13 protein-coding genes and 1 pseudogene are annotated in these 23,969 nt (G+C 45.6%); 10 read left to right on the forward strand and 4 right to left on the reverse strand.

Annotated features, from left to right (window positions below):
• Positions 1–29: 29 nt before the first annotated feature.
• A complete protein-coding gene (locus AC0YN3_RS10230) occupies positions 30–917 on the reverse strand; it encodes an AraC family transcriptional regulator (protein ID WP_475774957.1) in 888 nt (295 codons plus the stop codon).
• Between the two features lie 293 nt (positions 918–1,210).
• Here AC0YN3_RS10230 and AC0YN3_RS10235 point away from each other — a divergent pair, with 293 nt between their 5' ends.
• From AC0YN3_RS10235 to AC0YN3_RS10280, 10 genes are all read left to right on the forward strand, one after another.
• Positions 1,211–2,824 (forward strand): response regulator, encoded by a 1,614-nt coding sequence (locus tag AC0YN3_RS10235; RefSeq protein WP_475774958.1) that lies wholly within the window; start codon positions 1,211–1,213, stop codon positions 2,822–2,824.
• Entirely contained in the window at positions 2,821–4,605 is a 1,785-nt protein-coding gene (locus AC0YN3_RS10240; RefSeq protein ID WP_475774959.1) for a cache domain-containing sensor histidine kinase, read from the forward strand. Before AC0YN3_RS10235 ends, AC0YN3_RS10240 begins: the two co-directional genes overlap by 4 nt.
• 206 nt (positions 4,606–4,811) lie before the next feature.
• Positions 4,812–5,678 (forward strand): ABC transporter permease, encoded by an 867-nt coding sequence (locus AC0YN3_RS10245; protein WP_475775124.1) that lies wholly within the window; start codon positions 4,812–4,814, stop codon positions 5,676–5,678.
• 33 nt (positions 5,679–5,711) lie between these two features.
• Positions 5,712–6,596 (forward strand): carbohydrate ABC transporter permease, encoded by an 885-nt coding sequence (locus AC0YN3_RS10250; RefSeq protein WP_475774960.1) that lies wholly within the window; start codon positions 5,712–5,714, stop codon positions 6,594–6,596.
• A gap of 88 nt (positions 6,597–6,684) precedes the next feature.
• Complete coding sequence (locus AC0YN3_RS10255; protein ID WP_475774961.1) at positions 6,685–8,280, forward strand: ABC transporter substrate-binding protein; 1,596 nt, start codon at positions 6,685–6,687, stop codon at positions 8,278–8,280.
• A gap of 505 nt (positions 8,281–8,785) precedes the next feature.
• Entirely contained in the window at positions 8,786–15,169 is a 6,384-nt protein-coding gene (locus AC0YN3_RS10260) for a glycosyl hydrolase 53 family protein (protein ID WP_475774962.1), read from the forward strand.
• A gap of 195 nt (positions 15,170–15,364) precedes the next feature.
• Positions 15,365–15,847 (forward strand): DUF2975 domain-containing protein, encoded by a 483-nt coding sequence (locus AC0YN3_RS10265; protein WP_475774963.1) that lies wholly within the window; start codon positions 15,365–15,367, stop codon positions 15,845–15,847.
• 10 nt (positions 15,848–15,857) lie between these two features.
• Entirely contained in the window at positions 15,858–16,082 is a 225-nt protein-coding gene (locus AC0YN3_RS10270) for a helix-turn-helix domain-containing protein (protein ID WP_475774964.1), read from the forward strand.
• A 66-nt stretch (positions 16,083–16,148) separates the two neighbouring features.
• Complete coding sequence (locus tag AC0YN3_RS10275) at positions 16,149–17,396, forward strand: DUF4153 domain-containing protein (RefSeq protein ID WP_475774965.1); 1,248 nt, start codon at positions 16,149–16,151, stop codon at positions 17,394–17,396.
• A 315-nt stretch (positions 17,397–17,711) separates the two neighbouring features.
• Positions 17,712–21,425, forward strand: coding sequence for an S-layer homology domain-containing protein (locus AC0YN3_RS10280; protein WP_475774966.1), 3,714 nt, complete (start codon positions 17,712–17,714; stop codon positions 21,423–21,425).
• A gap of 155 nt (positions 21,426–21,580) precedes the next feature.
• Here the strand turns inward: AC0YN3_RS10280 and AC0YN3_RS10285 are convergent, their stop codons facing one another.
• The 3 genes and pseudogenes from AC0YN3_RS10285 to AC0YN3_RS10295 all read right to left on the reverse strand — a co-directional run.
• Entirely contained in the window at positions 21,581–22,192 is a 612-nt protein-coding gene (locus AC0YN3_RS10285) for a zf-HC2 domain-containing protein (RefSeq protein ID WP_475774967.1), read from the reverse strand.
• Positions 22,189–22,671: an RNA polymerase sigma factor gene (locus tag AC0YN3_RS10290; RefSeq protein WP_475774968.1), complete on the reverse strand. Its 483-nt coding sequence runs from the start codon at positions 22,669–22,671 to the stop codon at positions 22,189–22,191. Before AC0YN3_RS10290 ends, AC0YN3_RS10285 begins: the two co-directional genes overlap by 4 nt.
• A 623-nt stretch (positions 22,672–23,294) precedes the next feature.
• Positions 23,295–23,730, reverse strand: a pseudogene (locus tag AC0YN3_RS10295) (SpoVR family protein); the annotation flags it as partial.
• Between the last annotated feature and the right edge of the window lie 239 nt (positions 23,731–23,969).

Raw genomic sequence — 23,969 nt, forward strand, 5'->3', positions numbered from 1 at the left:
CGGTATCATCGGCCGGTTCTTTCTTGATTTTATCCTCTGATCTGACTGCGGTATTCGGTTGGTGATCGACCTATCATTTTCTTGAAAAGCCGGGAAAAGTAGAAAGGGTCTCCTATACCCAGAGTCAATCCAATTTCTTTGATCGAATTATTGGTCAAATCCAGTAATTGACAAGCTCTTTGCATTTTCATGCGAAGATAATAATCAATGGGAGAAATACCGGCAGCTTTTTTAAATATATGATTTAGATACTGTTTGGATATGCCAGTTTGATTCGCAAGCTCGTCCAAACTAAGGCTCATCTCAAGTACTTGCTGCATGTGCAAGACGGCACGGTCAAAATAAGCTTGTGATTTCTCTTCCTTTTGTTGCTTCTGCAGCAGGCCTAAATAACTAACGAGATATTTTACGGCATGAGATACATGGAGGAGGCTGGTATCCGTATACGCCCCTGACGATAGCAAGTCGTAGCAGCGGTGGAAAAGGTCTATCAGTTTTTCGGCATCGGTAGATTGCAAATGAGTAGACCCGCTTTGCAATCCGCTGGATAAGAGGATTTGCCCAACATCCTCGCCTTTCAAATGGAACCAGTAAATACTCCATGGATCTTCCTCGTTGGCGCCATAAGAATGAGGAACGCCTGATGGGATTAGCATGTAGGTATTTTCATTTATCTCAATCTTGGCCTCACCGTCGAGCCTAAACCATCCTTTGCCGCTAACGCAGTAAATGATAATGTATGCCTCAGTGCCGAAGAGCCGCTCCCGGAAGTGGTATGAGGCTTGGTGATAGTATCCAATATCAGTAATATAAGCCTGTTTTATTAAGGGGTGCTCGGCCATTAGTCCAAGCTGATCCTGAGAAATCACAAATGTTTTTTTTAGATCAAAACCTTGCTCTTTCTCTTGTATATCCATGCAAGTCTCTCCTTCGGGCAATTTTAGCATACATGGCGATAATCCTATTTTAGCAGAGAATGTCGCTTGCGAGAACAGAATATAATCCATTCTTTTAAGAATATGTTTAATGGTTTGAACGTAAGCGATGCGGTAAAGTAAAGCTAAGAATATCATTCGGGTCGTTGAGAGAATGGTATAGAATGAGTGTGAAATTAATCATTTGCGGTAGACAATATGAAATGGGATATTCTTTGGCAGAAGAAATGGAATGCTTTTATAATGAACTCGTAATTTATGCTTGGGGGCACAGTATGGAAAACATAAAGCTGCTTATCGTAGACGATGAGATAAGGACAAGGGAGTTTCTGCATCACCGTATGGATTGGGTTAAGGTTGGCATAACCTTGGTGGAATCTGTGAAAAATGGCGTTCAAGCGCTTGAATTGTCCGCCGACTGGTTGCCCGATATCATTATTTGCGATATCCGCATGCCGAAGATGGACGGTATTGAATTCGCGCGCCGTCTTCGGATGCTGGATGTCGAGACTAAATTGATTTTTCTGAGCGGCTTCTCCGACAAGGAATATTTATTCTCAGCCATTCAGCTGCAAGCATTTCAGTTTATCGAGAAGCCAATCAAGCCGGAGATTGTGCTTCAAGTAACGGGTGAAGCGGTTGGCATCATTCTAGCCGAGAAGGAACGCAAAAAAGAGGAGCTCCGGCTTAAAGTCAGTTATGACGAGCACGTTCCCATACTGCGAAGGGAGATGGTTCGCAAGCTGATTACGGAGCCTTCTTCTCCCCACGTCGTTCCGGCCTTGCGTGATCGCGGCACATTTCTTCTGCCCCTGCAGGGTCCGTATACGGTCGCAGCAGCTCCGTTGTTTTGGAGCGAGTCCGTAATCGTTAAGAATGCGGGACTGGTTCAGGAGGAATTGTTAAACGCTTTCTCTAATCATGAGCAATTTGTGAACTGGAACATAATAGCCGGCTTTGATTCGCAAAGCTGGCTCGTGCTCATTATGCCGGGCAGCTTCTCATCGCTGTACACGGCTGGAAGATCCAGACTGGAGCAGGTGCATCGTTTGCTGAGAGAAGTGCTAGGAGACAGCATCCAGTTTCACATGGGTATCGGACATCATGCCGCAACATTGGAGGGTATTCCGCATGCTTACCGGTCTGCGGTCGATGCTGGGAATTTGCAGTTCTACAAAACCTACGGCGAGCTTGCATTTCCTCCTGAAGAGGGAATAAGCGAGGCGCTTGAGATTGACTGGGAGGAATTGAGAAGCATACGCGAGGCGATTCGGCGGGGGGAGCCTGAGCAAGCTGCGCAAGTAATCGATGCGCTAACCGAGCGTGCCCAACGCTGCCTTGATCTTGATATTATTCGAGTTAAAGATGTTTACTTCCAGTTTATTCTTATTTTGTTAGAGGCTGCGCTGCAGCAAGGGCTGACAGACAAAGGCGATGAAGGAGAGAATCGTTATATCTGGAAGGAAATCGATGGAATCCCCAATCTTGAACGGCTGCACAGATATGTCCTTTCATTCCTTGTATTGTTTGGCAAGGAGGAGAACGGTGCAGGAGCGGGGACCGGGAAAATGCGGGAGATTATCCGATTTATCCATTCCCGCTTTCATGAGAAAGGCTTTGGAATCCAGACGATTGCCGAGCATGTCAGCTTAAGTGAAACGTATCTTTGCTCCTTTTTCAAGAAGCAAAGCGGGCAGACGATTAAAGAATATATAACAGGCGTTCGCGTGGAGAAGGCGAAGGATTTGCTTGCGAATCTGGATCTCAAGCTTTATGCGATTGCACAGGAAGTAGGGATTGCCGACTCTAATTATTTTACGACCTTCTTTAAGAAATACGTAGGCTGCACGCCAACTGAATACCGGGAAAGGCAGGGGAACACGCGATGAAACGCTTGATTCTTTTATGGTCAAACCTTGGCATTCATTATAAATTGTTTGCGGCCGTTTTGTTCGCTGTCGCCTTGCCTTTTGCGGTGCTGCTCTATATTCACCTCAATATGAGTGCAAGCGATAGCAAGCGGCAAGCGAACCAGACTGCGCACAAGGTGATGGAGGAAACGAAATCCTATCTCGAATATAAGGCTGATTCCATTCATGAGGTGCTGAACTTTATCTCCTTCAATGACATCGTACAGCAAGAAGCATCCCGCATTAACGGGTACGAGGACGTAAATGAATGGTTACTCCATGCGAATAGAATTGACAAGGCGCTACGTCAGTTTCCGTATAATGAGGAAATCAAAATGATTAGGCTGTATTTGAAGGCTGGTCTCGCCGGCGAAGCCGGGAACAGAGACTATTTGTTGATCGATCATATAGCGGATAGAGGCTGGCTCAAACATTTCAAGGAATCAAGAGAATATTTTTATTGGCTTCCTTCTACCGAATTGGACCAAACCGCACAGAAAGGCGAGATATCCATTCTCCGTAAAATCCCCGAAGAGCATAGCGTTATCCAGTTCTCAGGGCTGGCAGGCGCGGTAATTTCGGCTTCCTCTCTCCAGAGCGTCTTGGATCATGCGAAGCTCACGACCAACTCCTCGGCATTCCTCTTCAATAAACGCGGCGACTTGCTGAGCACCAGTACATCAGTCTCTTTGCCTGAGGCTGATGTTTTGCGTTTGGCAGACAGCATTCCAGAGAGCAATGGGCTTGAATCCCGCTGGCAGGAACATGTTACCTACAAAGGAAGGGATTACTTGGTAGGCCAATCCTATGTGCAGAATATGACGATGAAGCTGGTCATAATTATTCCAGAATCCGATATTATGGCGGCTGTCTATCAAACGCGCAACCAATTAATTTCTATTTTTTTGATCATTGTACCCTTTGTTTTGCCTCTGTCATATTTTGTCGCGGGTTCGTCAACAAAGCGTTTGCGTCAGCTAAGTAGGCATATGCGCCGGGTGAAGGATGGTGATTTCAGTCTCACCCAGCTAGTTGCGAATAAGGATGAGATTGGACAACTTATCTATACCTATAATGCAATGGTCGTCAATATTGGAAAGCTGCTGGATGAGACCTATCAACTAGGACGTGAGGTGAAGAATAAAGAGCTTAAGGCGCTGCAAGCGCAGATTAACCCTCATTTTCTTTACAATACACTCGATTTAATCAACATCATGGCGATCGAGACGGATGAGAAGGACATCTCGACCGTTGTCGAGGAGTTGGCGGTATTCTACAAGCTCAGTCTCTCCAATGGTCACGAAAAAATATCGCTCTGCAACGAGCTGAAGCATGTAGAGGCTTACGTACGAATTCAAAATATGCGTTTTGGAGGAAGCATTGACCTTAGACTTGAGGTAGCCGAGGAAGCCATGGATATTGAAGTCCCGAAAATTATATTGCAGCCGCTCGTAGAGAACTCCATTCTTCATGGCATTCGTGAGAAGGATAACGAGGAAGGCATGATTCTTATCTCAGCGGCAGTGAGCGATGAAGGGCTTTTATTGCGTATTCAAGACGATGGGGTGGGCATGGACGCGAAGCAATTGGCCGGGGCGGTTACGGGAAGGAGCAGTAAACGGACAGGCGGTTTTGGCGTGCGAAATATTCAGGAAAGAATTATGCTGCTGTTCGGAGCAGAGTACGGGCTGAACTACGAGAGCACGCCTGGTGTCGGCACTCGAGTCACTATTAAACTGCCATCGAAGAAGAAAGACTGAGAACATAGGTTTTCAAAGAACATCGTAACTTTGTCTGGTAGGTTACCGTTTCCGTTGCCGTTACAATAAAGTCATATCAGAATACGGATGGTGATGAAATGAAGCAAGAAACGGCCCTGAAGGCAGCGAACAAGCCGGGTAGGAATATTCGGATCGGGAAGACATCGGTGTTCGGGGAGCTGCGCAGGCACTGGCCGCTGTATACCATGTTTATTCCGATCGCGATTTATTTTTTGATTTTTGCTTACGCGCCTATGGTGGGCATCGTGATGGCATTCAAGGACTTTAATTATCGGGACGGAATTTTTGGCAGCCCGTGGAATGGTTTTGAGAACTTTGAATATTTCTTCGTTTCGGGCAAGGCATGGATCGTAACGAGAAATACGATTTTGTACAATGTCGCATTTCTTGGAATGTATACGATTTTCTCCATAATAACCGCCATTTTGCTCTCGGAAATTATAAAAAAGTGGTTCAAAAGAATTACGCAAACGTTTCTGTTCCTGCCCTATTTCATCTCGTGGGTTACGGTCTCGGCATTTGTGTACAATTTCCTTAATTACGAATTTGGCATTGTCAATGTGATTTTTAGACAGTTTGGCATGGACGCGATTGATATTTATTCAACGACCTGGTATTGGTTCATCCTGCTTCCTTTGTTGTACGTGTGGAAATGGGTGGGCTACGGAAGCATCCTTTATTTGGCGGCCATCGTCGGAATCGACCAGGAGGTCTATGAAGCTGCAACGATCGATGGTGCCAATCGATGGCAGAAAATCACGAAAATTACGCTTCCGCTGCTGCAGCCAACGATGATTATTCTGGTCTTGCTTGGTTTGGGGCGAATCATGCGCGGCGAGTTCGATATGTTCTATCAATTGATTGGGAATAACGGTTCCCTGATGGATGCGACTGACATTATCGATACGCTCGTATTCCGCTCTCTTGTGAATACGCAGGACTTCGGGATGGCTTCCTCCGTTGGCTTCTATCAATCGATTCTGACACTCATTATTATTCTGACGGCGAACTGGCTCGTCAGACGTTATGACCGGGATCAGGCTCTGTTCTAATCATGCGATTCTAAGACAAGCAGGTGATATAGGTTGAATACTAACAAATTGAATTCATCGCCGGTGTTTTCCGTTCTATCCTACAGCCTCATCGGCATCATTTCATTAATTACCTTTATTCCATTTATCGTGCTAATCTCGGGCTCTTTTTCTTCAGAGAGCTCCGTACTACAGTCAGGGTACTGGTTCTGGCCTCGCGAGATCTCGTTCGATGCGTATGCGTTTATCTTCCGCTATCCGGCAGAAGTGCTGTCGGCTTACCGCGTGTCGATCTTGATTACCGTCATCGGCACGCTCATAGGTTTGCTTTTCTCGACGATGGCTGCCTATGTGCTATACCGCAAGGAAATAAAATACCGCAACGCGCTTTCGTTCTTCTTGTTCTTCACGACGCTGTTTAATGGCGGTCTTGCACCGTTCTATATTCTGGTCACCCGCTACTTGGAGTTGAAAAATACGCTCGGCGTACTTATTCTTCTTCCGATGTTCAACGTTATGTTTATTCTCATTCTGCGTAGTTTTATCCGCGGTTCGATACCTGAACCGCTCATTGAGTCTGCCAAAATTGACGGGGCGGGGGAGTATCGCATTTTCTTCCAAATGGTGCTGCCGCTATCCAAGCCAGCGCTTGCTTCTATTGGCTTGTTCACGGCCCTTGCTTATTGGAATGATTGGTGGACAGCCATGATGTTCGTCGATAAAGATCATCTGGTACCGCTGCAGTATATGCTCTACAAAATGCTGTCTTCGGTCAACATGTCTTCCGCTATGGCTCAATATGCCGGAGCGCTGGACCAGCCGAAAGAAACGTTCAAGTTGGCAATGACGGTAATTGCCACGGGGCCGATTCTGCTGGTGTTCCCATTTGTCCAGAAGTATTTCGTAAAAGGCGTTACGATCGGTGCTGTCAAAGGCTAACCGTACAACTCATGCGCCATGTATCTTCAACGATATGAATCTGCTTGCCGGATTTATATAGCATTATCATTTATAAGGGGGATATAAAGTGAAAAAGAAACTAAATGTGGCGATTATGACTTTGATGATGTCTGCGCTCGTTCTGTCTGCCTGCTCCGGAGGCAGCAATGGCAACAAGCCTTCCGAAACCGGCAATGCCTCCGGTACGCCTTCGAATGCTGCAGACAACAGCGTCATCGACAACTCGAAGGAAGTTAAACTTAAAATGTACCTTCTCGGCGATGCGCCAAAAGGCATGCCGGATGTTATCGCCGAGATTAACAAAAAAATGAAGGAAGACATCAATGCAACGCTTGACCTGAACTATATCGGTTGGGGCGAAGTACAGTCCAAGTATCCGCTGGTATTGGCTTCGGGCGAAGACGTAGACATCATCTTCACGGCTGACTGGAATTTCTACGTGCAAGAAGCGATGAAAGGCGCGTTCCATGAATTAGACGCAGATATGTTAAACAAATATATGCCAAAGCATATGGCTAAGCTGGACCCGGCCGGCTTGAAGGCCACCGAAATTAACGGCATTCCATACATGGTCCCAACATCCACACCTGACCGTAAAGCAAGCGTGGCTTTGATTCGTCGCGATTTGCGCGAAAAATATAATATACCGGCAGTTGAAAAGTTTTCGGAGCTGGGCCCATACCTTGAAGCGATCAAAAAGAACGAGAAGGATATGATACCGCTTAATCTGGACAGTCAGTTCGATTTGCCGAGTCCGTTTCTTTACTTAACGAATGAAAAAATTGCGTATACTCAGCCGCTTGATTCGGGCAATCCGATGGCGCAAGGTATCGGATACGATTTCGAGGATACTTCAGGTAAATTATTTACAACCGTGGAGGAACCATTCCTGACAGCAGGCAAGTTTGCAGCCAACACGATGAAGGAATGGTATGACAAAGGCTACGTAAACAAAAATCCTTATGCCAACAAAACGCGTTCCAAGGATAACTTCTGCGAAGGTAAGTCAGGCGTAGCCTTCGGTAATACTCTGGACGTAGCAGCCGTAACCGAAAACTGCGCAGCAAAAGGTATTGAAGTAGATATTCTGACTACCGTGTCTCCGCAAGGACATGTGCCTCAGAACACTTGGCTAAACAATGGCCTTGCTGTAGCCGCAAGCTCGGAAAATCCTGAGCGGGCACTTCAGGCAATGGATCTGCTTATGCAAGACCCTGCTTATGTATATCTAACCTCGTTCGGTATCGAAGGTAAAAACTATGTGATTACAGCAGATGACAAAATCGGTTTGCCGGAAGGAGTAACTCCTGAAAATAATACGTTCCCGGCTGATGCCAGTGGCTTCTGGTTCGTGAACAAGGATCTGCTGAAACCGATGGCGAATTGGCCGCAATCTTATATCGATCATCGCAACTCCGTTGGTGACAAGATGATACCGCAGCTCTACGGAGGCTTTACGTTCAACAGCGAGAACGTGAAGGCGCAAATTGCCAATATAGCCAACGTATCGACGCAATATGGCAGCCCGCTCTTTGTAGGCGCGGTTAAAAACGTAGACGAAGCTTATGTAGAACTGGCTAGCAAGCTTAAAGCGGCTGGCATAGATAAGGTGAAAGCGGAACTGGAGAAACAAACGCAGGAATACCTGAAGACTGTACAATAAAAAGCGTAAGCCAGGGTAACCGAGCAGCGTGCAATTCCATAATGGTCCGCAAGGCGGTCTAAGGTTTGCGGATGCTAGAATTGTTAAATGATATGATTTAAATCGTCAACTTATTTAAATTGTAAAATTATCCCTAAAGCCTGATCCTGGGATCCGGCTTTAGGGATCATACATTCTGATTATGAAACAACCTCCCTACAAGTATTCTTCCCTCTAAAGCTGTAATAGTCTTCATATCCCCAACTAGATTCTCCATACAGACGCATTATCCCATTTTGAAGGACATAGCGAGGAATGTACTAGTAGCTTGCCTGCAAACAGAACTAGTGCTTTTTGTTCTAGGGTACTATCGGATGAAAAGAACGAAGGATATTCATTGAGAGGTATAAGAAAAACGGAGCTTAGCTTAGTATTATCTTTTACAAACAAAATGAAAGCGCTCTAAAAATAGCAGATAAAGATTTACGGATAATAACTTACTTATAAAGGAGAGAGTTTGGAAATTATGAGGAAAAGATTGCAACGCATCATGATTGTCTTATTGGTGATCCTGTTAGGAGGCAGCGGCCTCCTAGTTCCTAATGCAGAGGTTAGTGCCGCTACGGATGAGTCATCCAATTTGACACGTAATCCGAGCTTTGAGCTGGACAACGCGGCTTCGGTAGCTCCAAGCAATTGGAACATTATCCAATCTGGCGGTACGGTCACTACGCAAAGCGGAGGTACGGAAGGAGCCTATTCGGCACGTCTTACATCGGTAACGCGGTCCGGAACTTTCGAAAACCCTGGAGTCGGTATATATCAACGTTTCACGAACTTGGAACAGGGGACCTACACATTAACGGCGAGAATTCGCAGCAACAATCCGAATCCTTCTAGCGTGTCGAATCAGGAAGGCGCTTTCATGGAGGCCAAGAATACGGGTGCACCCGCCATGAGAGCGTTTCTGAATATTTTCGCGGAAAATAACTCGGACTGGAATTTGGTCACGCTTCGGAACGTTATCGTATATAACGGCGAAGCTACGATCGGCTTCTATTTGAAGGATGCAGCTGCGGGAATGACGATAGAAGTAGACGACGTCCAGTTTTATCTGGAGCATTCCGATCAGAACGCCTTGCAGAATTGGGGCTTTGAAACAGGCAATGCGGCTTCGTGGCAAACGACCGGCAATGTCAGTGTAGTGACAGGCCATGCCGACTCCGGCACGTACGCCGCACGTTTGGAGGCGGGCTCCAAAGCGGCGCAAACGGTAAGCGTTAAGCCGAACACGGACTACATCGTGGCGGCAAGGTCCAAGGTGTCATCCAGCAGTAACCGACTTCGCATCGGTGTTGAAGGCATTCAGGAGACGAGGTCGGCTCCTTCTGCAACGACGGATTACACGCTGCTTCCTCTTTCTTTCCGAACGGGGCCGAACGAAACAAGCGCGACGGTCTATATTGAGCAAACCGCAGAGAGCGGTGGGATAGGCTATGCGGACAGCATGGACTTGTTCGAGATGAACAACGACATCGTCAAGGGAGTGGACGTATCTTTCCTAGCCATCGTAGAGGATTACGGCGGCAAGTATAAAGCTAACGGCGTTGAGCAAGACTTCTTCGATATTATTCGAAATCGCGGCGTGAACGCGGTAGCGTCCATGTTCTTCGTGGAATCAGGCAATTATATTTACGAAGAGAGCGAGTGGAATGACTTCCAGGCCGGACTGAGGGAAGATCTTCCGAAACAAACCTATGACATGACATATGTCAATGATTTAGCGCATTTGGGAAGCATGAAAATTCCGTTGCAGATGTGGCCAGGATATTTTGGAAAAGAGCAGGCGCTGGAAATCGGGCAACGGGCAAAGGCGCATCATATGAAATTCGAGTTGTCACTTCATTACAGCGATACTTGGATGAGCTCGGGCAAAGCCTGGAAGCCGCTTTCGTGGTTTGGCCAAGACCTGCAGCAGCTTCAGACGACCATGTATAACTACACCTATGATCTGATTAAATCATTGGATGATGCTGGAGTATCGCCTGATTCCGTCAAGCTGGGCAATGAGCAAAATTCCGGCATCGTATGGCCGGATGGTAAGGTATGGTCTACCGGCCGAGATGGCTTCGCTAAGCTTGTGAACGCCTCTTATCAAGCCGTGAAGGATGCTTCGCCGACGACTCGCGGCTTTATCCATTTGAATAACGGCTATTTGGTGGATTACACCAATCAATGGTTCGGCGTGAACGAGGCTATCGGCATGAAGTGGGACGGAGAAGCCTATTCCTTATATGGCGGGCGACCGACCGGGGCGATCATTGACATGCTGAACAATAACCTTACGAAGTGGAAAGGCAACGACGTTGTCTTCTCGGAAACGGGGTTGATGCACACCTCTGAAAATTTCGATCCAGCGGGCAACGGTTCCGGAATGAAAAATAAATATTATGAAGTATCGCAACGCGGACAATACAATTGGCTCATTGAATATATGCAAGCGTTCCGTGACGTTCCGAACCCGCACGGAGCGCAGCTGGGTTTCTTCTATTGGGCAGCGGAGTGGATATCCAAGGGAGACGGGCATGACGAATGGTACAGCCCATGGCTTCCGGGAGGCAGCACTTCGGAGTACGGCAACACCGTTGATTCTCGAACACTCTTTACTTATGACGGGCATGCATCCGATGGGTTATATGCTTATTTATGGAGAGGGAAAGCAATTAGTAAACCGCTTGGGGGAGAAGTGTCCCATAACTCCGTAGCGGAGTCCTATGAGGTGGCACCAACAGAGGCACAAAGCATTAGTGTACCTTCCGGCACGCTGGAGCTGCGTGAAAGAGAAAGCCGACAGATCGTGCCTACCGTTCAGCCGGTCAATCAGTTCGTGTACACCAAGATGAAATGGGAAACAAGCAACGGCAGCGTGGCCAAGGTCAACGAGAAGGGGATCGTGACTGCTGTCGCGCCAGGCACGGCTACCATTACGGTTACTTTAGGTGAGCTAACAACCTCCCAAGAGGTTGCGGTAACGGCAGCGAAACTTGCCGAGTCGGTTGCATTTACGAGTCCGAACGTGGCTTCTGGCACCAAGGAAGCCATTGTGGGGGATCGAATACGCATCATGACGAATTTATCGGAAGCAGATAACCGCAACGTAATCTTCACATCGTCCGATCCAAGCGTGGCGTCATTTCTGGGTGAAGCGGTAGAGACCTCAACTCCGGGAGAATTGATTCAGCAGACAAACATAACGCCTGATGTCACGCTGCTGGTAAAGAAGAATGGCGTGTCTACCATAACGGTGACTTCCGCCGATGGGAACGCATCAAGCAGTTTCCAATTAAATGCGAAAAAAATTGCGATTGATGCTATTCATATTAATGAAGAAAATTTTGAGCTTGAGATGAACCGAACCAAACAGCTAGCGGCTATCATAGATCCTGTAAATGCTTCTTTCCAAGACGTAGTTTGGGAATCGAGCAATAACCTAGTGGCTACCGTTAGCAAGACAGGGTTTGTTACGGCAGTCGGGAAAGGCCAATCGGACATAACTGTCAGAGCGAGCGATGGGGAATTGTCCGATTCCGCCCAGGTAACTGTCGTTGACGTGAAGACGAAGTCGATTAAGCTGAATCACGAGCTAATTCGATTGCGTGCAGGCAAGAATACCATTGTCCAGGCTACTGTACTGCCGGTAGACACCACAAATCCGGCAGTTCAATGGATAAGCAGCGATACCGGCGTGTTTACGGTCGACAATGGCGTGATTACCGCGGTTGCGGACGGATCGGCTACGTTGACGGTTCGTGCTGTGGATGGCGGGGCAGAAACGACGGTTGATGTTGTCATTGCCGATCAAATTCCGGTGGAAAGCGTGGCGATCGACCAAAGCGCCGTGTCGCTGACGGCAGGGCTGACAGCCACATTATCGGCTGTCATTCAACCTGCATCTGCGGATAATAAGCGGGTATCATGGTCTTCCTCAGACGAATCGGTCGCGACTGTCGATGCGAATGGACTTGTCATCGCCAAAGGCAAAGGTGAAGCGACGATTACGGTTACGGCAGCAGATGGCGGTCTGACGGGCACTTCCGCCGTGACGGTGAACGACGAACTGCAAACCCATTTCGTGAGCGCGGGATCGAACCGTCATCGAGCTGCGAATGCGGCAGCCCTTGCCTTAGATAACAATGCCGCTACGGCATGGTCGCCAGGTGGCTACAGACAAAACAATTCGGATACTTGGTGGATGGATTTAGGGCAGTTGGCGGAGATCCAGACCATTGACATGAGCTTCTGGGCGACGCAGCGGTATATTATTCAAGTTTCGGAAGCAAGTACAAGCGACTATGCCCAAGCGACAGGATTCACGACAGTCGCTGACCAATCTGCTCAACTAAGCGCTGGCCTCGCAGTAACTCATACAATGCCGGCAGGTACCAAAGCCAGATGGATTCGCGTGCAAGTATTCGAATCCTTCCCGAGCAATAACTGGCTGTCGATCGTTGATTTCAAGAGCCATGGACGTTTCCTTCCGCAGGCAACAAAGGTCGACATAAATGCGAGTACGGCAACGGTTATCATGGGGGATAGCTACCAGCTCCAAGCGACGGTTAGCCCCTCCTACGTGCCGCAAGCGGTGCAGTGGACGACAAGCGATGCGACCTTAGCCACAGTGGATGCGAGCGGCAATGTTACGACAAAGCCCCACAATGGCGAGCAAGGAGAAATTAAACCGGTCACCATTACGGCTACGGCTTCGAACGGGGTGTCGTCCAGCGCCGTGATCGGCGTGAAGTCACCGATTATCGTGGAAGCCATCTCGATCCATCGAAAAGATAACCAACCGTTACCAGGTACTGGAATAGTTATGAATCCAGAGGCGACGATTGATCTTGACGTTTCAATCTTTCAAGGTGAAGCTGCATACCGCTCGGTCGTCTGGAAGTCGGCACAGCCAGAAATGGCATCCGTTGACCCTTCTACGGGAGTTGTCACGGCTCATCGGGAAGGGATCGCAGAAATATCAGTCGAGGTCGATTCATACAGAAACCTGCCGGGAGGGTTCGTGTTCATCGATCAACTGAATGTCATCGTTCAAAAAGAAGTGGAAGCGCCAACCTATCCGGCGCCAACGGGACTGCAAGCAGCAACGACAACAACGGATTTCATAAACCTTTCTTGGAACGCCACGGAGGAAGCATCCGGGTACAATGTGTACCGTGCTTTGGAGGCTGGCGGTAGCTATGTCAAGGTAAACGCGGAACCAGTGACGGGTCTGGCATACACGGATAGCGGCTTGAATGAAGCCTCCACGTATTATTACAAATTAACCGCGTTATACGATGAGCAAGAGTCGGAGCTTACAGCATACATCGCGGCTGCGACAAACGAAGGCGAAATTGAAACGCCGTCCTATCCGGCACCAACGGGACTGCAAGCAGCAATGGCAACAACGGATTCCATAAACCTCTCTTGGAACATTGCGGAAGGAGCAACCGGCTACAATGTCTACCGTGCTTCGGAGGCTGGCGGCAACTATGTCAAGGTAAACGCGGAATTAGTGACGGGTCTGACGTACACGGATAGCAGCCTGAACGAGGCTACCGCATATTACTTCAAACTGTCCGCGGTATATGATGAGCAAGAATCGGAGCTTACAGCATTCGTTATGGCGAAGACAGGTTCAAGTACCGGAAGCGGGGGAGGCAGCCCAGCACCGGAACCGGAACCGGATACGGCTCTAGCTGAAGTGAAGGAAGGGACAATTACGGTTCAAGGCAAGACGCAGGAAAACGGAGCAATGGTCGTCAAGCTGTCCCAGGATGCTTGGAAGAGAGCAATAGAGTCGTCGGCAACCAACCAGATTACGATTGAAATTGCATCGAATTCGAGCGTGGAGTTACAAACAACGACCGTTACGTTGCCTTTGAAAACGCTAAGGGATAATGGCACCATTGACAGGATTATCATTCATTCCGGAAACGTGAATATTCAAATCCCAATTCAAGCAGTTAAAACCGACGCGCAATCGGAACAGGCTGAGGTCATGATCAGTCATGTCCGGGAAGAGGATTTACCTGCAAACATCAGGCAGCTCGTGAAAACGGATATGGTCTTAGATCTTTCCATTAAAGTAGACGGACAGGAAGTTCAGGCTTTCAAAACAAGCGATCCAGTAATTGTGAAATTGGAATATGGCTTAATGCCGGGCGAAAATCCGCATCAATTAGTCATATATCGAGTATTGGATAATGGCGATTTGCAAGCCGTCAAAACCTCGAGATACGATCAAGGCGTACTTGCATTCCGGCCCGAAGCAGACGGCCGATATGCAGCTTCCTACGTAAGTGTCCCATTTGCAGACCTAGACCAATCGATGTGGGCGAAAACCATGATTGAGTCGCTTGCAGCAAGAGACGTATTGCAGGGCGTCGGCCATGGCAACTTTGCCCCGTCACGGTCGATAACTAGAGCAGAATTCCTTGAGCTGCTGCTCCAAGCATTGGATTTGAAGCAACGCGACGCAGCGGGGAAAGGCTTTGCGGATGTGAACGAGGACAAATGGTATTTTAATACCATTATGACGGCTGCGGAACTTGGCATCGTGCAAGGTAAGCCAGACGGCACATTTGGGGCGGATGAGGCCATTTCCCGTGAAGATATGGCTGTCATGCTAGCCCATGCATTCGAGCTGCTAGGAATGAAAGGCGGTTCGGAACCATCCAGTAATCAGTTAGCGGATGAAGACCGGATTTCCGGGTATGCTCAGGAAGCCGTAATTCGCTTAACTGAAGCAGGTATTATAAAAGGATTCGAAGACGGAAGCTTTAGACCGAAAGAACAGGCGACTCGCGCTCAAGCAGCAGTTTTGATTTATAATATGCTTTATAATCTTTTCCAATAGATCTGAAGGTTTGGGTTATTATAATTTGCATATCAAGATCGAAGAGCATTCCCTTGTAACGGGGAGTGCTTTTTTTGTACAAACTCATTGTCAATATAACAACAACAATGTATTCTTTAACACCATATTTTTATTGCAAAACGATAAATTATATGTTAAAGTCAATTTAAATTTACGAACAAGAGAGGTTTTTTTATGAAACGAGGATCAACATTCTTTTTAAAAGCAGCCGTTTTTCTTATCGGAATTCCGATTCTGGCTTTGTGCGTATTTTTGGTGCCTGAGATCGCGAATTATGCGGTCGAGCTGTACCCGGATTATCCTTATTTGAAATATCTCATTTTGATTGATATGTATGCGGCGACGATTCCTTTTTACTTCGCCCTGTATCAAGCTTTTAAGCTTCTGAGCTATATCGATAAGAACATCGCTTTCTCGGAATTATCCGTACGGGCTTTGAAAAGCATAAAATATTGCGCCATTATAATCAGCAGTTTGTATGTATTAGGACTGCCGCTCTTCTATCTTGTTGCGGAGAGAGACGATGCCCCTGGGATCATCGTCATCGGATTGGTCGTCATTTTTACCTCTTTGGTAATTGCCGTGTTTGCGGCTGTCCTCCAAAGGCTTTTGCAAGAAGCGATTGCTATAAAATCTGAAAACGATTTGACGGTCTGAGGTGAATAACATGGCGATAATCATAAATATTGATGTAATGCTGGCGAAAAGAAAAATGAGCGTGACGGAGCTTTCGGAGCGGGTCGGAATAACGATGGCTAACCTTTCCATATTGAAAAACGGGAAAGCAAAAGCGATTAGGCTCTCAACACTAGAGGCAATTTGCAAAGCATTAGATTGCCAGCCCGGAGACATTTTGGAATATAAAAGCGATTCAGACGGCCAGGGGCAATAAACGTTGGTTTAGTAATATTGCAAAGTGAGTAGGACTTATCATGACATTTATTAGGGGAGGCATAACGTGGGCAATAACAATTTGATTATTGAGAATATGGCTGACCCCCAGGCGCTGGAGAGTTTGTACAGAAAAGAGCCGGAAGCCTTTAAAAAGGCATTCACAGATGCCTGGGAACATAACCCGGATTCGCAGGTTCTTGCCGTTTGGCATGAGCGACTGTATTTCAAGGAGACGGAAAGTACAGAAAGAGCTTCCCTGCCTCTCAAAAATTTCTTAGTCATGGGCATATTAGCCATTCTTGCGGGTATAAGCACGAGAATCCTATTCCATTTTACCGAACAGCAAGCCATTGCACCTATTAACCTTATTTTTGGCGTGCTTCCATTTATCGCGGCTTATTTTGTATATAATAGTAAACCCCAGAAAAACGTGATTTACACCGTTGCTTTGTTGTTTCTAATTTCGGGGTTCTTTCTGAATGTACTGCCGCTAGAGCTTACAGACAGTATTATCCTGGCTTATCTTCATCTTCCCATTTTCTTATGGGTGTTGCTTGGGCTTGCCTTTACGGGAAATGAACATGGAATAGGCAGTACAAGGTTAGCTTATCTTAAATTCAACGGAGAGTTTTGCATACTCTACGCCAGCATGGCAATCAGCGGTATGCTGCTAACGGCATTAACCATGCAGTTATTTCGTATTGTCGGATTGGATATATCGCAATTTTATTTTAAAAATGTCGTTTTATTTGGTGCTACCGCTCTCGCTATCGTGGCTGCTTACCTGGTATCGGGCAATCTTAAGCTTTCAAAAAATATTGCACCGTATATCGCTAAAATCTTTAGTCCGCTTGTACTTGTTACTTTGGTTGTATATCTTATAACGGTTGTTTGGGTCGGGAAAAACCCGTTTTTGGACCGTAACTTCCTTCTATCCTTCAACGGAATACTGCTGAGTGTATTGGCGGTCACCATATTTTCCATTACCGAAAGCGGCAAGGACGAAAAAAAGAATATTTCTGATTTTATAAATATTGCCCTGATCGTTCTTGCTCTTGTTATTGACAGCGTCGCTTTATCGGCCATCGTGTTCAGGCTTTCTTCATATGGGATAACGGCAAACAGGCTTGCCGTTTTAGGGGTAAACATACTGATCTGGGCCAATTTAATATGGATTATGATCTCTTATATGCAATTTCTGAAAAACAAAACCGGACCGTTAACCATTCAAAATGCCGTCACGAAGTATTTGCCGGTTTATGGGCTTTGGGCAGCGTTCGTGACATTTACTTTTCCCTTCATCTTTAATTAGACGGTTCTGACAAGATTCCCCCTACGATAGGCAGGTGAGATAATACACCCTGCGATTGTAAGGGGAATTTTTGTTGTTTAGCGGTACCCGCATGCCACAAATGATAGGTATTCAGAATGGTCGGAAAATGCGTCATCCTCTGATCTTGTATGAGCTCACTTGTTTTTTTCTATGCGACTTCTTATGAAAAAGGCTATTAGTAACCATTTAAATGAATAAAATATAATTTCTTAATAGTAATGGTGATTTAATTTTACATTGTATTGTTATAGTACTCATTAATTAATAATTTTATTGAGGGAAGAAGGAAAAGTAATGAAAGCAAAGGTATTTCGCAAAACAATCGTAATCGCATCAATCATAACGTTGCTAGGAGGTGGTTTACATACCGGTTTAGGTCAAAATAATCATGTCTATGCAGTAGATGATTCTACGCCATCCGCGATCGTTGAAGATTTTGAAGATGGAATCTCAGACGTGAAATTCAACCCTAAACGCATGTATAATGCGACGCTGCATTTGGAAGATAACAAGAAGCTCGTAAGGAATGGACAATATTCGGCTAGAATTGATTACGATATGATTGGCATTGTAGATAACCCCTCGCAAATTGAGGTTGGATATAAAACGGGGAATATCCCGGTAACAGGTTACCCTACTAAAGTAGGCATGTGGGTATATGGAAACAATGAAGGACATTTGCTAACGACAAAATTCAGAGATGGCGGCGGTTCTTCATTCCAAGCTGAATTTTATGATGGAAATCAATTGGGCGTAGACTGGACAGGTTGGAAATATATCGAGGCAGCTGTTCCGCAAGGTAAACCAGGTCCGATTGTTCTCGAATTGTTTTTCCAATTGAAGCAATCGAATATGAGCAAAAAAAATAAAGGCTCTATTTGGGTAGATGACATTACCTTTATTTATCAGGAGGTGGATGAGGATAAAGACGTTCCTACCATTAAACCTCTATCGCCTATTCCCAATGAAGTATTAAATACTCCACTTGACGAATTAAAGGTTGAGCTAGACGATAGCGGCTCAGGTTTGGATTTGGATACGTTATCTGTTCTTTTGGATGGAACGAATATTACGGAAAATGTGGCTTATTCTGAAGAAACAAATGTATTAACCTATCCTGGTAAAAATGTAGATGGCGGATATCATGAGCTTGCTATCGAAGTGAAGGATAAAGCGGGTAATCCGGCAGGAAAAACATTCGCCTTCACAGTGAATGCAGGAGAACGTTTATTCATGAATGCTGACAAAGAAGCAGTAAGTAATGAAATTTACGCTGTTAAGGTCGGTATCAAAGATTACTTGAATGCAGAACGGGCAGAATTCGCATTACATTATGATGCCAGTACCCTTCAAGTCGAAAGCATTACGCAGGCGACCGGAGTTGCCTTAACCTCAGATATTGATAATGAACAGGGAACGGTTCAGGTAGCACTTAATAACGTAATCGCATCAGCTCAGGAAAGCGTTACGGTTAATTTTAGAGTAAGCCCTCATGCCGCATTAGAGCGCGGTGAAAACTACAAATCGATAACAATGAGTGATACAAGTCTTACAGCCGGTGAGGTTCAGACTAGCTCGCCGCTGGCAGCTCCTATTCACTATACAATCGCATTTCCGTATCAGATGGAGATGACGGGAGTTGGTTTAGGCACGCCTTCTACATTTACAGTATTAGACCGTGAGGGCAAAAGATATGAAGGTGCGGATATTGTTTTCATAGGTTTATTAAAGCAAAGCTCCGTAGTAACGGTTAACACCGTAACGTCTAATGTATACGAGGATGACGATACGTCTTCTGCTGTATTAATGGTTGCATCGGCTGGCGAACGTTATTATGCTTCAGCAGAGGCTGAGGATGGTTTATTCGAGGTTATTCTCGCAGATGGCCAAACGACAGGTTATATCTCCGAATCTGATGTTAGCTCTCAATTGTTGAACAGCAGTCTTGGTAAAACAGATGCTAATGGGCAATTAACGACAGACCTGACTACATTGGCGCTTGGAACCTATCAGGTTCAAGCTGTCAACGGCGAGCAGAACAGTAAGGTTGTCAATTATGAAGTCGTAGAGCAGTACGGTACGGATGCACCTCAAAATGTTCAAACGTATGTGGCAGAAGATCTTTCTTCCGAGCTGAGCGCTGCTTGGCAAACAAAGCCAGACCAAACCATTACTTATCTTCAATACATTGAAGCTAGCGAGTGGGGAACAGAAGAAAACCCTGATATCAACCAAGTAAAACAGCAACAAGCTGAGAGTGAGCTTCAAGTGCTTAGTATGAAGGAAAATGGAACGAAGGGTGAGATCCGGTTTCATAATGCCCTGATCGAAGGCTTGAAAGCAGATACGGCATACAAATATCGCGTAGGCCATGAGGGCAATTGGTCGGAGTGGCATGAATATTCGACAGTTGACCAAGATAAAACAACACCGACCTCATTCTTGTACGTGACCGATTCTCATACGAATCAATCACAAGGAATCAAAGCCTATCAAGAGCTTATGACTAGTGCATTGGAACAACATCCATCCACACAGTTTGTTATGCATGGCGGGGATATGGTTGATGTGGGCGGCGCATTTGAAGAATGGGAAAAGTTCTGGGAAGCCTCTTCGGTCTATTCAACAAAAATTCCAACCGCTCTAACATTGGGTAATCATGATGTCAAGAGTGAGGGGAAAGAAGTATTCACCAAAGGAGCGAATTTCCCAACGAACGGCCCAGAATCTCAGCTGCAATATGCCTACTCTTATGAAGTCGATGATACCCATTTTGTCGTATTGAACTCAGAGGGTACAGAGGAACAAATGATTGAACAAGCAGCATGGCTGGAAGAAGATTTAGATAAAAACGATAAGAAATGGACGATTGCGATGTTCCACCGTCCTGCCTACCATACAGAAAATGGCCGAGAAACGCTGGTTGAGTATACGCAAACGTATTTTGCGCCAATCTTAGAAGAGAAAAAAGTAGACTTGGTTCTCGTTGGTCATGATCATGTGTATGCACGCACCTATCCGATGCAGAATGGAAAGCCCAATAAAGCAACAAACGAAGGTACCGTATATCTTGATGGCGGTGCTTCGGGCTGGAAATTCTATGATGGTACGCAATACAATTATTTGAATTTTATTTTTGATGAAGACGTGCCCGTATATTCCGCTATTGAAATTTCTGAAGATGGGATTCATGTGGAAGCACGTACGAGTGCGGGGAATAAGATCGATGAATTTACTGTCGTGAAACCAACAGGAAACGAGACGACACCGACACCTACACCGTCGCCGACAACACCGACAACACCGTCGCCGACACCGACAACACCGACATCACCGACATCACCAACGCCGACACCGACACCGACACCGACACCGACACCGACAGCAACAGGGAAACCAACGCAGTCAAAGCCTGTCTTCAATGACAAGATAGATGCGGACGTAGTTAAGGCAATCGTGGAAAAAGAGAAATCTGCTCCTGAAGTAAGCTTTAAGGACGTTCCTGCGTCTTCATGGAGTGCTTCAGTTGTGGAACGTGCTGCTAAGATGGGGATTGTAACGGGCTATAGCGATGGCTCTTACCACCCTAATGAAAAGGTAACTCGCGCTGAGTTTTCCACAATGCTTGCAAAAGCGTTTGGACTAAAGGGTTCAAGCGGTACCACTTTCTCTGATGCAAACGGGCATTGGGCTTCTGACGCAATTGCAGCATTACAGGCTAATGGAATCATTACTGGATATAGCGATGGGACATTCCATCCTAATCAAGAAATCTCACGTGCTGAGATCGTGGCTATGCTTGCACGTCTAACGAACTATGTTCCTAGCACAACCAATCTCTTCTCGGATGTCGTTACGAGCTGGGCTTCCGAACAAATCAATGCTTTCGCAAATGCAGGCATCGTAAGCGGCAAAGGCAACGGATCGTTCAAACCGAATGAATCGGCTTCCCGTGCGGAGTCTGTTGCGATGATCATTCGCTTGTTGGATAAATTGCTTGAGCAATAAGTGAAGTTTTTTTGAAAAAAGAGCAGTTAACTTTGACCAACGGATGACACTGGGAAATTCGAGTGACTGTTGATTACTAAACACTAAATAGGGTATCCCTGAAGCATCTGGCTTTGGGGATACCCTTTTATCTAGGTACGATTCGCTACAATGCACTATTCCATCAGATCCCCATTAACGAACGTCAATGTTTTATCTTTAAATGCAATGATTAAGGTGTTTGGGTGCTCCGTCTCGTTATTCAAGTGAGTGCCGACCATAACCTCATTTCCTACGTTATCCAAAGGGTTATGAAGCAAGCCTCTGGGCGTGTAGCGACTTATGTAACCAATAACATTGCCATCCTCATCCTTTATAAACTCACTTTTGCTCGAAAACACCAGATCTTGGCTTTGCTTCTTCGAAGTCAAATTTATCTCCAGAATACCGTTGTTCTTTTCGTAAACGATGTTTACATCTTTAGACGACAGCGGGAAACCAATGACAAAAAGTCCAATAATGGAAGCAACCAGTATAAGTACGGCTGTGATGGAAATCATAATCGTTTTTTTGTTCTTTTTCTTAATCTTCTTTAAGTAATTAAGCTTCTCCACTTCTGCGTTATCAATGGAGGGCAGCGAAAGACCGGTTGTTTCAATCATTTCCTTATAAAACTGTTGACACTCTTCACAGGTTTGCAGATGCTTTTCGATTTCCTCGTTGCTATTTTCAGAAGTTAGCTTTTCAATATAGGAAGGCATTAAATCCCGTACAATATCGCATTTCATGATGATCTTCCTTTCATCAATTTTTGTTTTCCTCGGTAGAAGGTAACTCTTGCCCATGTCTCATCTCGGCCAACGATTTCGCTAATTTCCTTAAAACTGAATTCCCCGGTCATGCGCAGATACATGACTTCTTTCGTAGAGGGATCAAGCAAATGAAGCTGTTTGAACAAATCCATTTTATCTTGTGCTAGAATGAATTGGGATTCCGTGGAATCAGAGTCAACTAAGGCGGTATCTTCCAACTTGTCGTGATCTCTCTTGTTCTGCTTGTCCAGCTCTTTATACCAGACATGCTTAGCAATTTGGCAAAGCCACACGTATACTTTGCAGGTTCCATCGTATCTATGTATGGATTTTATCGCTCTATAAAAGGTTTCTTGGGTTATTTCTTCTGCCAATAAGTGATTATGGCAAAAACTAAAGACGAATTTATATACTTGGGTCGAATATTCCCTGTATAACTTCTCGGTGTCCTGCATCTGTTCACCTCCTCAAGCTATATATCCGAAAATAACGCTAAACGTTACAACATGCTTTAAAAATATTTAGTTTTTAACCAAACGGCTTCATTTTGGATAGAATTAGTTTTGAGTTACGGTTTTGTGAATCGATCAGCTTACGAGTGAACGGCTATTGAAATAGTATAATCATATTTTCCGGTTATTCTCTCAACTTTTTCTGAAGTGATAGGATTCCATTTTGATAACTTTTCTTTTCCTATTGCATCTTGGCTTAATCGTCGTTGTTTAAGCATATAATTATAGTTGAATAGGAGGGTTCTACTTCTATGGTATATATAGAAGCAGGAATAAAACTAGCATTGTTTATAATCGTTATTTCACTATTCTTTAGTATGGTAAGGTTTCTAGTCCAGAAATATCTAAGTGAATTCTTTCAAGGACTTTTTAACACTATAATTAAAATATTACGATTAATTAAAGGGATTTTTTAAAACCAAGCTGACTAATCCCCTGTATTCTAGCAGCTTAGGTGACTCAAGCTAGCAATCGTTCATGTATGCAACAGCATCGCATCCACGAATGCCAAAAACCGGATCCCAGGATCCGGTTTTTGGTTATAGACAATATAGACAATAGGTACATCAAACAAACTTCCTGCTCGTTTTCTTTCCATCGAAGCTAAACACGATCTTTTTATCCTCAACGAACGTCTCCAGTTGCACGTTTTTACCCCAAAGCTGAACGACATGGGGGAGCGTGCGCTCTACGTATTTCAGGTCCAGCCCCATGTTCTCATATTCATGAATGAGATACAGCTCACCCACACGGTTGAAGTCTCTGTCTTTCACCATTAGACTTGGAAAACTGCCGTTGACCTTTGAAATAGACGAGCTGGTCACGAATATTCTCCCACGACTTATCTGTGATTTTCCATTCTGGCTCTTTTTTCTCGAAAATGTACAGATCGAGATCATTGATCAAATCCTTGGTCAGATAATTGCGTAGGAAAGAGATATCCGAGTCGAGTTCGCGAACCTCGAACATCTTCTTTCTGCCTTTGCCGGGAACGCGGTCGAAACAAACAGAACTTGAGGATGACGTAATAGGTTTTTTTCATTCAAGAAACAACTTCCAATTGTTTGAATTTTTCCACCTCACTCGCAGTCCGCACCATGAAGCGCCGGCAATGAAAGGCTGGACGAATGAAACAAGGAATGTGAGACGGGCTGGCTAGCCCGATCTCTGCAGCCGCCGTGGTATGCCCCATTAGGAGCTTGGCCTTGCATTGCCATAGGCGCGGAGTGGTAAGGTCGGAG

The organism is Paenibacillus sp. J22R232 (assembly GCF_056269165.1).